Genomic DNA, 13,340 nt, shown 5'->3' with positions numbered 1-13,340 from the left:
GAGCATGCTTTCAGCTTTGGTGATTGATGATGAATTGTTTGCTCGAGAAGAGCTATCAGAGCTTCTAGAAGAGACAGGCAAAGTGACTGTACTTGATACCGCAAGCAATGCGATTGAAGGGTTGAAAAAAATCAATCAATTAAAACCTGATGTGGTGTTTCTAGATATTCAAATGCCCCAGATTACGGGGATTGAATTACTGGGTATGCTCGACCCTGATACCATGCCACACGTCGTGTTTGTCACCGCGTATGATGAATATGCCATTCAGGCCTTTGAAGACAATGCGTTTGATTATTTACTTAAGCCTGTCGACACTTCTCGCCTCAATAAAACAATAGCCCGACTGCAAAAACACACAAGCCCATTGCCACAAAATATATCAGCCATCGCGCCACAAACACTTGAACAGGTCCCTTGTATCGGTCTGAATCGAATCATGATTATTCCCACGGCTGATGTTGAGTTCGCTTGCACGGATATTAGCGGTGTTCAAGTTCAGACGACAGACCAAACCGCAACTTGTCAGCTGACGCTAAAGGTATTGGAAGAAAAAACGCCACTGGTTCGCTGTCATAGACAGTACCTAGTGAATACCAAATCGATTAAAGAGATAAAGCTTCTAGAAAACGGCTTAGCCGAGATCATTACCTCTTCCGATCATCAAGTTCCAGTAAGCCGACGTTACTTAAAGAATCTGAAAGAGATGCTTGGATTTCATTAACCCTTGTATCTATGGATTAATAATACTGAAAGCGAAAATTAAAAAAGCCACATTCCTGTGGCTTTAATCAACTCAGCTTTTAAACTAAAAAGTGGAGACTAACCAAGCGCCACTTTCATTGCTTCCGACGCCTGTTTCCATTCATTTGAACTTTGCAGTTGAGACAAATTGAACGACTGCTTCTTGAGTAACTCATCGGCAGTTGGTACATCCATAATTGGCAAGTTATCTAATACTTCCACTTGGGCATCTCGCTTGTTACATACTAACAGCATGTCACACCCCGCAACCAATGACTGATGTGCACGCTCTGCTGGGCTTCCCATAATAGAAGCGCCTTCCATCGTTAAGTCATCTGAAAAAACTAGTCCTTTGAAGCCAAGTTCTTGGCGTAGGATCTGTTTAAGCCAATACTCAGAACCACTTGCTGGTTGATCGTTGTAGTGCGGGTAAATAACATGTGCAGGCATCATCGCATCCAAAATACCCGATTCAATCTGAGCTTTAAAAATTGCCATATCTGATTGGAAGATATCTTCTCGATGATCGTATGGCGTCTCCAAATGCGAATCGGCAATCACACCACCGTGACCAGGAAAGTGCTTACCCGTCGTCGCCATTCCAACTGACTTCATCCCTTTCATGTAAGCACTACTGTGACGAATAATTACATCATCCGTTTCACCAAAGGCACGGCTTCCGATTGCTTTACAGTCATGCCCTTTATCCAGCACAGGAGCGAAACTCAGGTCAATATCGTGAGCAATAAGTTCAGCCGCCATCAACCAACCAGCTTGTTGCGCGAGCTCTTCGCCTTGCTTATGTTTAGCGAATTCTTGGGCGGCTGGAATAATGGAAAAACCGTCTCGGAAGCGTTGGACGCGGCCACCTTCTTGATCGACACCAATTAATATTGGGCGTTTAGCGGCTTTGCGAATCTCTTTATTAAGAGCAAGAAGCTGTTTACTGTCATGATAATTTCGAGAGAATAGGATCAAGCCTCCCACCGTTGGGTGCTCAAGAATTTCTTTATCTTCTGCTGTCAGTTCATAACCCGCGACATCGATCCACAATGGTCCCATAACTTCGTATACCTACTCATAAATTCGCTAAGTTATCGAGATTATTCGCTTTAAAATTGCTTTACAATGATTTTAGGTTAGAACTAAGTGAATATATCGATATTCATCGGAGTAACAATTGAAACAGCCTGAACTATATATTGGCGTAATGTCAGGAACGAGTATGGACGGGGTTGATACGGCTTTAGTCAGTATTGACGATACAAAAGTAGAGATGATCGCCCATGATGAATTCCCGATGCCTGATACCCTTAAGCAAGACCTTTTGAATATCTGCATTGGCCAGACAACTAGCCTTGTGAATATTGGTCAAATCGATCATCAGTTGGGCCACCTTTTTGGTGATGCCGTATTGCAGCTGTTAGAAAAATCGAATATTAAAGCCAGTGAAATCACCGCCATCGGTAATCATGGGCAAACGGTGTTCCATAAACCTACAGGGGCACTACCCTTTACGATGCAAATCGGCGACGCCAATATTATTGCGGCAAAAACCGGCATCAATACCGTCGCCGACTTTAGGCGCAAAGACATGGCTCTTGGTGGGCAAGGTGCGCCATTAGTGCCTGCCTTTCACAACACCATTTTCAACGCCCATAACAGTACCGTTGTTGCTTTGAATATAGGTGGCATTTCAAATATCTCAGTATTACGCCCTGAGAAAAAAGCACTGGGCTACGATACAGGCCCAGGAAATATGTTGATGGACGCTTGGGGATATAAGCACACCGGATTAAAGTTCGATAAAGATGCACAGTTCGCAATGAAGGGGAATGTTAGCCAAGCATTATTAGCGAAGTTATTAGAAGAGTCCTATCTGTCGCTAGCACCACCTAAAAGCACTGGTCGTGAATTATTTAACCTACCTTGGTTAGAAGAAAAACTAATACACTTTTCCCATCTAACACCAGAAGATGTTCAGAGAACACTATGCGAATTTACTGCCGTCACCATCGCAGAGGAAGTAACTCGTTATCAATGTGGTGATTATCCAGAACTTCTAGTCTGTGGTGGCGGTGTACGTAACCCACTGCTCATGGCTAGATTAGCAACGCTATTGCCACAATGGCACGTTGCTTCAACTTCCTCAAAAGGCGTCGATGCTGATTTTATGGAGGCCATCGCATTTGCATGGCTAGCACAGCGCCGCATTCACAACTTACCGAGTAACCTTCCAGAGGTTACAGGGGCCAGTAAATCCGCCTCACTAGGCGTATTGTATTTTGCTAATTAATTTCCCTAAGGATAATCATGACTAACGATGCTCTCATTTCTGCACTTTCTCACCTTGTGTCTGAAGGGCGTAATCCTGAAACAATGGATATTGATCTGCTCTCAGCGGAGCAAATCGTACAGCGACTTAATCAACAAGACATGCAAGTGCCTATTGCGGTGGAAAAAGAACTGCCGAATATAGCCAACGCGGTAGATACCATCACCGAAGCGTTTAAAGTTGGCGGCCGTCTTATCTATATGGGTGCCGGCACTAGTGGACGACTTGGTGTCTTGGATGCATCCGAATGCCCTCCGACTTTTGGCGTTTCAGACCAAATGGTTATTGGCCTCATCGCAGGTGGGCCAGAAGCAATACTGAAAGCAAAAGAAGGGGCAGAAGACTCGCTAACACTTGGTGTCGACGATCTAAAAAACATCAACTTCACTAACAAGGATGTTGTAGTCGGAATAGCGGCAAGTGGCCGTACCCCTTATGTTATTGGCGCTCTAGAGTACGCGAATGATATAGGAGCCGAGACAGTTGCGTTGTCATGTAACCCTGATTCACCTATTGCCGACATTGCCAAAATTGCCATAAGCCCAGTCGTGGGCCCAGAAGCTCTAACTGGCTCTACTCGATTAAAATCAGGAACGGCGCAAAAGCTCGTACTGAATATGCTAACCACGGCCAGTATGATTCGACTTGGGAAGAGCTATCAAAACCTAATGGTTGATGTAAAAGCAACCAACAAAAAACTAGTCGCTCGTGCCGCTCGCATCGTCACTCAAGCCACAGAGTGTAATACCACCCAAGCTACTGAAACGCTTAAACAGACAGACTACGATGTAAAACTGGCTATTCTAATGATACTGACGGGATTAGATTTAAAGAGTGCGAAGCAACAACTTTGTCATCAAGATGGCTTCTTGAGAAAAGCAGTTGAAGAGAATCAAACTGCATTAAAAGGGTAATCCAAACGATTACTTTCAAAATATATAAGGTCAAAAACAGTGATTATGTACTTAAACCTAATCACTGTTTTTATTGAGATCTATCACCATGATGTAACTGACTAAGGTAATTGTATCGCCAAAACTAGTTACTGTATTCAGCCCAACCTCGTTGCCATTCCATACGAAATTTTTGTGAATCTGGCATACCTTCACATACGCCTTCATAGTACTGGCCAGATATTCCCATCTGATACGCAAAGTTTGGATTGCAGTACTCAGTAACACCTTCCGTATAACCTTCAGTGTATTCTGATTGCTTCGCTCCACCCAGTTTGGCTAAGTCTTTGTATGAGCGCTCTGTGTGTCCTTTAACTCCATCTTGGTATCCTATTTGATACCAGTCACCACTTTCAGCTAACTGCTCGGTACTGCTTACGCAACCAACTAAAGAGCCAACTAATGCTAATGCGATAATTTTTTTCATTATTTTCCTTTCGCTTATGAAGTCATATCTCTATTTACTGTAGGCCAACATGCCAGTTATTTTACTATCCTGCCACTTAATTTTATCGTCCCACCTTTTATTTTGCTTATCGACCACTCGATACAACACTTCATCCATTGAGCTTGCTCCAGAACCACTTAATTGTATAAAACACCATTAAAAACACGATATGACCACTGAGTGCTTTAGTGGATGTTTCTATCAATAGGGCTGGTTAATATACAAACTGAACTGATAATTTAATCCAAAGGACGACCCTATGTTGTGGTTTCTAACTTGTGTTGCGGCTCTAATCGGCGGCTACTTTATTTACGGCGCTTTCATTGAGAAAGTATTCGGCATCAATGAAAAACGTCAAACCCCAGCTCACACTAAAACTGACGGCGTTGACTATGTTCCAATGTCTACCCCTAAAGTTTACCTAGTTCAACTGCTAAACATTGCTGGTGTTGGCCCAATTTTCGGACCTATCATGGGTGCGCTTTATGGCCCAGCCGCGATGCTTTGGATTGTTATCGGTTGTATCTTTGCTGGTGCGACTCATGACTACTTCTCAGGTATGCTTTCTGTGCGTAATGGCGGTGCTTCGGTACCAACAATCACAGGCCGCTACTTAGGCAAAGGCGCCAAACATTTTATGAACATTTTTGCCATTGTCTTGTTGCTGCTTGTTGGTGTCGTATTCGTATCTGCACCTGCAGGAATGATTACTAACCTAATCAACGATCAAACTGACTTGAACGTTAGCATGACAACCTTGGTTGCTATCATCTTTGGTTACTACGTTATCGCAACGATTGTACCTGTTGATAAAATCATTGGTCGCTTCTACCCACTGTTTGGCGCACTACTGATCTTCATGTCTGTTGGCCTAATCACAGCGGTTGCCGTATCAAGTGAGCACACTGTTCTTGGTGGATTTGAAGTTAGCGACATGTTCAACAACATGAACCCTAACGATATGCCACTTTGGCCTGCACTATTTATCACCATAGCTTGTGGTGCTATCTCTGGCTTCCACGCAACTCAGTCTCCACTAATGGCTCGTTGTATGGAAAATGAAAAGAATGGCCGCTTTGTATTCTACGGAGCAATGATCGGTGAAGGTATTATCGCTCTAATCTGGTGTGCACTTGCTCTGTCATTCTTTGGTTCAGTTGAGTCACTTGGTGATGCAGTGGCAAATGGCGGTCCTGGTGCGGTTGTTTACAGCGCTTCATTTGGTCTTCTGGGCGTATTTGGCGGTATCTTAGCGTTCCTAGGCGTGGTTATTCTACCAATCACTTCTGGCGATACGGCTTTCCGTTCAAGCCGTCTGATCCTTGCTGAGTACTTCAACATGGAACAGAAAACATTGCGTAACCGTCTACTGATGGCTCTACCACTGTTCGTTCTTGGTGGCATCCTAACTCAGGTTGATTTCGGTATCATCTGGCGCTACTTCGGCTTTGCTAACCAAACAACAGCAGTAATGATGCTTTGGACAGCTTCTGCATTCCTACTACGCCACAACAAACTACACTGGGTAACAACAGTTCCTGCAATCTTTATGACCAGTGTTGTCGTGACTTTCATCCTAAACAACAGCACGCTTGGCTTCGGTCTAGCAATGCCAGTTTCAACTATTACTGGTGTTCTATTTGCACTCGCTGTTGCTGCTTATGTAATTAAGATTTCAAAAGGCAAAGGTGATACAGATTTAGCGGATGAAGAAAAACCAAAAGCAGTGACTGACACGGTATAACATTACCACTTAAGTACTTCTTATTTAGGAAGCCAGTCTTACCAGACTGGCTTTTTTACGTCACTTCTATCAATAAATTTTATTTGTTTAGCTATCCTAAACTTTAGAACAACTCGTTATATTCTTTGCGTTATCAAACCGCTCTGCGGAAACGTATATTCATTTCATTCCCAAACACTCTAAGAGAATGAAAATGAAAAAATATCCACTAGTTATCGCGCTGTTCACTTCAATCAGTTTTACAGCTCATGCGCAGCTCGCGATGTCTTTTGAAGACTTTCACAACAAAGTGAGAGTCACGGTCACTGAAAATGGTCAACCTGTTGAGGATGCTCAAATAGAGAGCTCACTATTGGGGCAAAAAAATAAGGTTACCGATAAGAACGGAAGAGCATTTTTTTATAAAAAGAATAACCAGAGAGTTCATAAGTTTACCGCTACCACAGAGGAAGGTAAGCAAGCTGAAGCCTCAAAATTTATTGCTAGAAATCGATAAATAATAAGGGCTCTACTAAGTAGAGCCCTTTCTTTCTAAACGGCGATAGACTCGAGCGTTTTTATACACAGTGACTTGGCCTTCCCCATCTCTGCGCGCTTCCAAGCAACGACAAGATCGACCTTCTTCGCCAAACCAAATTCGATCAATTCCCCTGAATTAAGTTCATGTTTAATCAAGTTTCTAGGTAGGGTGCCGATCCCTATGTTGGCTTTAATTGCGCTCAATTTATCTTGCATCGAGCCGACGGTAAATACCGGCTGATTGTATAAGATATTTTTCGTCGCTTTTGGCGCGTCTACGGCGGAATCAGCGACCGCAACGACTTTGTATTGCTTCCTCACTACATCATTAGTAGGATCTAATTCAGACAATATAGGGCTTAAATTGGAAGCTACCCAAATCATCTCTATCTCACCTACTTTTTTAACTTTTATCGAGCCGGGTAGCTCTATACTCGGATGTGAAGATATCAATATATCTGTACGTTCTTGTATTAATGCTTCCCATCCTCCAACCAGTATCTCTTCTTTGGTTTTAAGCTGAGTAATACATGTATCGCTCAGTATCTTGACCAGTTTTAGTATCTGCTCTTGGCCAACAATCCCATCGTAAGATATTGATAGCGTTTCTTCCCAGCCAGATGCCACTTCCTTAAGGGCCGATACCGTATCATCGGATGCCTTCAGTAATAGTCGTCCCCTATCTAATAGAAACTCTCCAGCCTTGGTAAAGGTTGCGCGATGTCCAGAACGGTCGAGAAGCAATACGTCTAACTCATCCTCCAATTTCTGGATCTGGTAACTTATCGCCGAAATAGAACGATTAACGCGTACAGCAGCTGTCGCAAAAGAACCCTCACGATCGAGAGCATCTAATATTTGTAACGTATCTAATGGAAGCGTCTTTTTTAACACAATAACTCAGACTCTTTGACTAAAGTGCCATCAGGGTAGCAGTAGAACGAGAGATAATAGGAGATAAAATTGTGTAAATCTGTGTCTACTAAAATTCAAAATAACCTGTCCTGATTTTCAGAATATCTTCTAGAAAAAGCCTCAGCTAGGCTACAAGAAATTTTTAGGAGATCATTATGAATACACAACTCAGAGATATTGCCACCTTGGTATCCAGGCTTTTACTTAGCATTATTTTTATTCAAGCGGGCTGGGGAAAGCTACACAACTTTTCAGCCACGCAAGGTTTCATGGAGTCGATGTCGATTCCCGGGATTTTGTTACCAGCGGTGATTTTACTAGAACTGGGGGGCGGTCTTGCAATACTGTTAGGCTTCTCGACTCGCGCTATCGCAGCTATTTTATCGGTTTTTTCGGTCGTCTCGGGATTCATATTTCACTTTGACCCAAGCTCATCAGGGCAAATGATTCACTTTTATAAAAACGTCGCACTAGCCGGCGGTTTCTTAGCACTCTGTCAAATTGGCCCCATCAAATGGAGCTTAGATTTTCACCTTCGATCACTCCCTATTATCAAACGCAAGAAGCTAGAGGTACTGTTTAGCTAGCCGATCGGGTTATTGCTAGTTAATAGTATTATTCGTAGTAATAAAAAACCCACTGAGTTCAGTGGGTTTTCTTAAGTCTTTATATTGAAATCAATCGATCTGTTTTATTTGAAGCTCTTTAGGAACTTCAAAGAACATATTCTCTTCTCTTCCTAACACATTCTCAATTGACGTCGCCCCAAGCTCTTGGATACGACCTAATATCTGATCAACAAGTTCTTCAGGTGCAGAAGCTCCCGCCGTAACCCCTACCTTCACTTTGCCGTCAAACCATTCTGGTTTAATATCTTCAGGGCAATCCGTTAAATAGCCAGGTGTACCGAGTTTTTCTGCTAACTCTTTAAGGCGCGTAGAGTTGGAGGAGTTCTTTGATCCAACAACAACGACAACATCGACATCGTTAGCCAGTTCTCGAACCGCATCTTGGCGGTTTTGAGTGGCGTAACAGATATCATCTTTACGTGGTCCCTGAATGTCTGGGAATACACGGCGAAGCTCATCAATAACGTCAGCGGTTTCATCAACCGAGAGCGTTGTTTGGCTTACATAGTGAAGATGAGACGCATCTTTTACTTTGCTCTTTAGTATCTCAACATCAGCAGGGACTTCTACGAGGTACATACCACCTTCGTCACTCGCATACTGACCCATTGTGCCTTCGACTTCTGGGTGACCAGCATGACCAATCAACACGACTTCCATGTGTTTTCGGCTGGCTCTCGCCACTTCCATATGAACTTTCGTTACCAATGGGCAAGTTGCATCAAAGACAGTCAGTTCACGTTTTTTTGCTTGCTGTCGAACCGCTTGAGATACGCCATGTGCAGAGAAAATAACAATCTGACCGTCTGGCACTTCATCAAGTTCTTCAACAAACACAGCACCGCGCTGTTTAAGCCCTTCAACAACAAATCGGTTATGGACGACTTCATGACGAACATAAATAGGCGGCTGGTACATTTCAAGCGCACGCTCAACGATACTGATAGCGCGATCGACACCAGCACAAAAACCGCGAGGGTTAGCTAAAAGGATTTTCATGTCATTACTCATGCGAGTTCTTCTTAATTGGTCGCTATTCTACACAAGTTACTCGACAGACAAAATATCTACGTCGAAGGTCACATCTTGCCCAGCTAATGGGTGATTAAAATCAACCGTCACTGAGTCACCGGCAATGTCGGTAATAATTCCAGGGATCTCAACGCCATCAGGTCCAGAAAAAGCCATGACTGTACCGACTTCAACTTCAGAGTCTCCAACAAATTTCGCTCTATCCATGTAATGAACATTATCAGGATTAGGCATACCAAATGCGTCTTGCGCTTTTAGTTCAATAGATCGCTTTTCACCTGAAGATAACCCTATCAAGCACTGCTCAAAATTATCACTTAGGCTACCATCTCCAATAATTAGCTTGGCTGGTTTACCCATATTATGAGTGCTGTCAGCGACTGAGCCGTCATTAAGTTTTATTGTAAAATGAAGCGTTACTGCGGAGTCTTTTTGTATGCTTGTCACGATTCGTGTCTTCCTTGGTATTTGATGTAAATGCAGGGTAAACAAAAAGCGCTAACTGAACAACAGATAGCGCTTAGGGTTATTTCAATTTTGAAGGGCTGAACCAGTCAGATTAACTTTAGCTCAAGCTGTTTCTATTTTGATTTCTTAGCTTCGTCTTTCTTACGAAAGCCATCCAAGATAATCATCGCAGCACCAATACAAATAGCAGCATCCGCTAAGTTAAACGCTGGCCAGTGGTAGCTACCCCAAAAGAAATCTAAGTAATCCACAACAAAGCCATGAACCACACGATCAAAAACATTACCTAGTGCTCCGCCAATAATGGCTGCGTAAGCGATGTTATTCCATTTATCGGTAGAAGGTAACTTACTCATCCAGTAAGTCAGCATTCCTGTCACCAAGAAAGCGATGCCACTGAAAAACCACCGTTGCCAACCCGGCTGATCAGCTAGAAAGCTAAATGCTGCGCCATAGTTATGTACATAGAGAAAGTTAAAGAATGGCAAAACCTCGATACGATTTGCCCAACCATAACCCATGGTGTCCATCACAAATAATTTGATAGCAATATCAGCAATAAACACTAAGACCGCAAGCCAAAGCCAGCGAACCCCAGATTGTTTCAATGTTAGCGTTTGTTCGCTCATAATCTTCCTAAAAAAATAACCCCAGCTAATACTGGGGCTATGATAACGATAAAAAGTTCACTAATACTCAGAACGAAGTAAAATTAAGCGAATTTACGAACTTCGCCTTCACCTTCTACATTCGACACACAGCGACCACATACTTTCTCGTGACCTTCGATGGTGCCAACGTCTGGAGTGTGGTGCCAGCAACGGTCACACTTCTCAGCTTCGGTTGCGGCTACTTCAACAAATAGACCTTCAACTTCTGTTGTATGAGCCGTATCTGTTTTTTCAGTCAGAGGTTTAATTTCAACTTTAGAAGTAAGAAGAACAAATCTCAGTTCATCTTCAAGCTTGTTGATTTTCGCCACTAGAGCATCGTCTGCATACAGTGTTACTTCAGCTTGTAATGAGCCACCAATGGTTTTCTCTTTACGAGCTTCTTCTAGCAACTTGTTCACTGCGCCACGAACCGCTTGGATTTCAGTCCAGAATTCGTTGTTCAGCTCTTCACCTTCAGCAAGATCAACTAGACCTTGATACCATTCACCAGTGAAGACGAACTTATCACGAGCACCCGGCATTTCATTCCAGATCTCATCAGCAGTGAATGACATGATTGGCGCCATCCAACGAACCAGTGCTTCTACGATGTAGTAAAGTGCAGATTGACAGCTGCGTTGAGCGTGGCCGCCCAGTTTTGCTGTGTACTGACGATCTTTAATTACGTCTAGGTAGAAAGAACCCATTTCAATTGAACAGAACTGCATTAAGCGTTGAGTTACAGCGTGCGTGTTGTACTCATCGTATGCTTTAACAATCTCTTCTTGCGCAGCAAATGCACGACCAACAGCCCAGCGATCCAGAGCAACCATCTCTTCAACAGGTACTAAATCTGTTTCTGGGTTGAAACCATTAAGGTTAGCAAGGAAGAAACGCGCTGTATTACGAATACGACGGTAAGCGTCAGCAGAACGTTTTAGGATTTCATCAGAAACCGCAACTTCACCCGTGTAGTCGGTAGAAGCAACCCATAGACGAAGAATGTCAGCACCTAACTTGTTAGTCACATCTTTTGGCGCAACAACGTTACCGATCGACTTAGACATCTTGCGGCCATTACCATCTACAACGAAACCGTGTGTAAGCACTTGCTTGTATGGTGCTTCATCTTTCATCGCAATAGATGAAATTAGAGAAGACTGGAACCAACCACGGTGTTGATCTGAACCTTCAAGGTAAAGATCGGCGCTGTTGCCGTTGTACTCTTCACGAGCATCAACAACTGAGTAGTGAGTCACACCAGAGTCGAACCATACATCTAGCGTATCCAGTACTTTTTCGTATTTCTCAGCATCAGCGTCGCCCATAAGCTCAGCGGCATCAACATCCCACCACGCTTGAATGCCTTTCTCTTCAACAAGCTTTGCTACTTTTTCGATAAGAGCAGGGCTGTCTGGGTGAAGATCTGATGTCTCTTTGTGAACGAACAGAGCAATTGGTACACCCCAAGTACGTTGACGAGAAACACACCACTCAGGACGACCTTCAATCATACCTTCGATGCGGCTTTGGCCCCACTCAGGCATCCATTCAACACTCTTGATTGACTCAAGTGCTTTTGCACGTAAGCCAGCTTGATCCATTGAGATGAACCACTGTGGTGTCGCGCGGAAGATGATTGGTGTTTTGTGTCTCCAGCAATGTGGATAGCTGTGCTCGTACGCGTGATGATGTAAAAGCGCGCCTTTTTCTTTCAATACTTCAAGTACTGAGTCGTTCGCTTTAAATACGTGCTGACCTGCAAATAGCTCTGTATCTGGTAAGTAGACACCATTAGAACCAACTGGGTTTGCAACTTCAAGATCGTACTGTTTACCAACAACGAAATCTTCTTGACCGTGGCCCGGAGCTGTATGAACAACACCTGTACCTGCGTCTGTTGTTACGTGATCACCTAAAATAGCTGGCACTGTAAAATCATAGAACGGATGGTTGAATTGCATCAATTCAAGTTCAGCACCTGATGCAAAACCAAGATTGTGGTAATGCTCGATACCTGCGCGATCCATAACATCTTTAGCTAGCTCAGAAGCAACGATAAGACGCTGTTCTTGTTGCTCGCCTTTCGCTTCTACTTGAATTAGAACGTATTCTAGGTCATCACGTAAACATACCGCACGGTTTGCAGGTAGTGTCCAAGGTGTTGTTGTCCAGATCACGACTGAAATATCACCTTGGCCTACGTGTTCGTTTGCCAATGTGAACTTGTTAATTAGAGCCGCTTCATCAGCCGCTGCAAATTTCACATCAATCGATGGTGATACTTTGTCTTTGTATTCAACTTCCGCTTCAGCAAGTGCACTTCCACAGTCTGTACACCAGTGAACAGGTTTGAAACCTTTTAACAAGTGACCGTTGTCTGCAATTTTACCTAATGCACGAATGATGTTCGCTTCAGTGCCAAAATCCATAGTGCGGTAAGGTTTTTCCCACTCGCCCATGATACCAAGACGCTTGAAGCTCTCTTTTTGACCTTCAACTTGCTTAGCTGCGTATTTACGACACTCTTCGCGGAAATCTGAAGCAGAGATCTTTTGACCAGGCTTGCCTTTCTTTTTCTCTACCATTAATTCAATTGGTAGACCGTGACAGTCCCAACCAGGAATATATGGTGCATCAAAGCCAGACAGTGTTTTTGATTTAACAATAATGTCTTTAAGAATCTTATTTAATGCATGACCAATATGAATGTCACCGTTAGCGTACGGAGGGCCGTCATGCAAAATGAACGACTTTTTGCCTTTCTTAGCTTTACGAATCTCGCCGTAAAGATCTTCTTTATACCAACGCTTTAGCATTTCAGGTTCGCGGTTCGCTAGATTACCGCGCATTGGAAACCCTGTTTCTGGTAAGTTCAGGGTATTTTTGTAATCACTCAT

General features: G+C 43.4%; 13 protein-coding genes. 6 read left to right on the top strand and 7 right to left on the bottom strand.

The window, feature by feature from the left end; all coding sequences use genetic code 11:
- Positions 1-4 precede the first annotated feature (4 nt).
- Complete coding sequence (gene btsR / locus L4D20_RS19715; protein WP_428803293.1) at positions 5-724, top strand: two-component system response regulator BtsR; 720 nt, start codon at positions 5-7, stop codon at positions 722-724.
- 98 nt (positions 725-822) lie between these two features.
- On the opposite strand, the gene nagZ is transcribed toward btsR, so the two are convergent.
- Complete coding sequence (gene nagZ, locus L4D20_RS19710) at positions 823-1,806, bottom strand: beta-N-acetylhexosaminidase (protein WP_428803292.1); 984 nt, start codon at positions 1,804-1,806, stop codon at positions 823-825.
- A gap of 118 nt (positions 1,807-1,924) precedes the next feature.
- On the opposite strand from nagZ, the gene L4D20_RS19705 reads away from it, so the two are divergent.
- Positions 1,925-3,040 carry an anhydro-N-acetylmuramic acid kinase gene (locus L4D20_RS19705; protein ID WP_428803291.1) on the top strand — a complete coding sequence of 372 codons (1,116 nt, stop codon included), beginning with the start codon at positions 1,925-1,927 and terminating at the stop codon, positions 3,038-3,040.
- A 17-nt stretch (positions 3,041-3,057) separates the two neighbouring features.
- The gene (murQ, locus tag L4D20_RS19700; RefSeq protein WP_428803290.1) at positions 3,058-3,993 is read left to right on the top strand and encodes an N-acetylmuramic acid 6-phosphate etherase; all 936 of its coding nucleotides are present in this window, start codon (positions 3,058-3,060) and stop codon (positions 3,991-3,993) included.
- Between the two features lie 124 nt (positions 3,994-4,117).
- On the opposite strand, the gene L4D20_RS19695 is transcribed toward murQ, so the two are convergent.
- Positions 4,118-4,459: a DUF2799 domain-containing protein gene (locus L4D20_RS19695; RefSeq protein ID WP_428803289.1), complete on the bottom strand. Its 342-nt coding sequence runs from the start codon at positions 4,457-4,459 to the stop codon at positions 4,118-4,120.
- Between the two features lie 280 nt (positions 4,460-4,739).
- On the opposite strand from L4D20_RS19695, the gene L4D20_RS19690 reads away from it, so the two are divergent.
- Together L4D20_RS19690 and L4D20_RS19685 are read left to right on the top strand one after the other, a co-directional pair.
- Entirely contained in the window at positions 4,740-6,224 is a 1,485-nt protein-coding gene (locus L4D20_RS19690; protein ID WP_428803288.1) for a carbon starvation CstA family protein, read from the top strand.
- A 193-nt stretch (positions 6,225-6,417) separates the two neighbouring features.
- Positions 6,418-6,720, top strand: a complete 303-nt coding sequence (locus L4D20_RS19685) for a hypothetical protein (RefSeq protein WP_428803287.1) — start codon at positions 6,418-6,420, stop codon at positions 6,718-6,720.
- Positions 6,721-6,755: 35 nt separating this feature from the next.
- On the opposite strand, the gene L4D20_RS19680 is transcribed toward L4D20_RS19685, so the two are convergent.
- Positions 6,756-7,637, bottom strand: a complete 882-nt coding sequence (locus tag L4D20_RS19680; protein ID WP_428803286.1) for a LysR family transcriptional regulator — start codon at positions 7,635-7,637, stop codon at positions 6,756-6,758.
- 176 nt (positions 7,638-7,813) lie between these two features.
- Between L4D20_RS19680 and L4D20_RS19675 the strand changes: the two genes are divergently transcribed.
- The gene (locus L4D20_RS19675; RefSeq protein WP_428803285.1) at positions 7,814-8,245 is read left to right on the top strand and encodes a DoxX family protein; all 432 of its coding nucleotides are present in this window, start codon (positions 7,814-7,816) and stop codon (positions 8,243-8,245) included.
- Between the two features lie 90 nt (positions 8,246-8,335).
- Here the strand turns inward: L4D20_RS19675 and ispH are convergent, their stop codons facing one another.
- The 4 genes from ispH to ileS form a co-directional block, all read right to left on the bottom strand.
- Entirely contained in the window at positions 8,336-9,298 is a 963-nt protein-coding gene (ispH, locus tag L4D20_RS19670; protein WP_428803284.1) for a 4-hydroxy-3-methylbut-2-enyl diphosphate reductase, read from the bottom strand.
- A gap of 36 nt (positions 9,299-9,334) precedes the next feature.
- Entirely contained in the window at positions 9,335-9,766 is a 432-nt protein-coding gene (gene fkpB, locus L4D20_RS19665; RefSeq protein WP_428803283.1) for an FKBP-type peptidyl-prolyl cis-trans isomerase, read from the bottom strand.
- A 134-nt stretch (positions 9,767-9,900) separates the two neighbouring features.
- Positions 9,901-10,416 (bottom strand): signal peptidase II, encoded by a 516-nt coding sequence (gene lspA / locus L4D20_RS19660; protein WP_428803282.1) that lies wholly within the window; start codon positions 10,414-10,416, stop codon positions 9,901-9,903.
- An 83-nt stretch (positions 10,417-10,499) separates the two neighbouring features.
- On the bottom strand, positions 10,500-13,340 hold the full coding sequence (gene ileS, locus L4D20_RS19655; RefSeq protein ID WP_428803281.1) for an isoleucine--tRNA ligase: 2,841 nt from the start codon (positions 13,338-13,340) through the stop codon (positions 10,500-10,502).

The organism is Vibrio kyushuensis (assembly GCF_050337325.1).
GTDB classification, from domain to species: Bacteria; Pseudomonadota; Gammaproteobacteria; order Enterobacterales; family Vibrionaceae; genus Vibrio; species Vibrio kyushuensis.
This window is presented reverse-complemented; position numbering and strand designations above follow the sequence as displayed.

Coding starts and splice junctions, on each gene's coding strand:
- ileS (WP_428803281.1), bottom strand. CDS start 13,340: ATGAGTGATTACAAAAATACCCTGAACTTACCAGAAACAGGGTTTCCA.
- nagZ (WP_428803292.1), bottom strand. CDS start 1,806: ATGGGACCATTGTGGATCGATGTCGCGGGTTATGAACTGACAGCAGAA.
- L4D20_RS19690 (WP_428803288.1), top strand. CDS start 4,740: ATGTTGTGGTTTCTAACTTGTGTTGCGGCTCTAATCGGCGGCTACTTT.
- btsR (WP_428803293.1), top strand. CDS start 5: ATGCTTTCAGCTTTGGTGATTGATGATGAATTGTTTGCTCGAGAAGAG.
- lspA (WP_428803282.1), bottom strand. CDS start 10,416: ATGAGCGAACAAACGCTAACATTGAAACAATCTGGGGTTCGCTGGCTT.
- L4D20_RS19675 (WP_428803285.1), top strand. CDS start 7,814: ATGAATACACAACTCAGAGATATTGCCACCTTGGTATCCAGGCTTTTA.
- L4D20_RS19685 (WP_428803287.1), top strand. CDS start 6,418: ATGAAAAAATATCCACTAGTTATCGCGCTGTTCACTTCAATCAGTTTT.
- ispH (WP_428803284.1), bottom strand. CDS start 9,298: ATGAGTAATGACATGAAAATCCTTTTAGCTAACCCTCGCGGTTTTTGT.
- L4D20_RS19695 (WP_428803289.1), bottom strand. CDS start 4,459: ATGAAAAAAATTATCGCATTAGCATTAGTTGGCTCTTTAGTTGGTTGC.
- murQ (WP_428803290.1), top strand. CDS start 3,058: ATGACTAACGATGCTCTCATTTCTGCACTTTCTCACCTTGTGTCTGAA.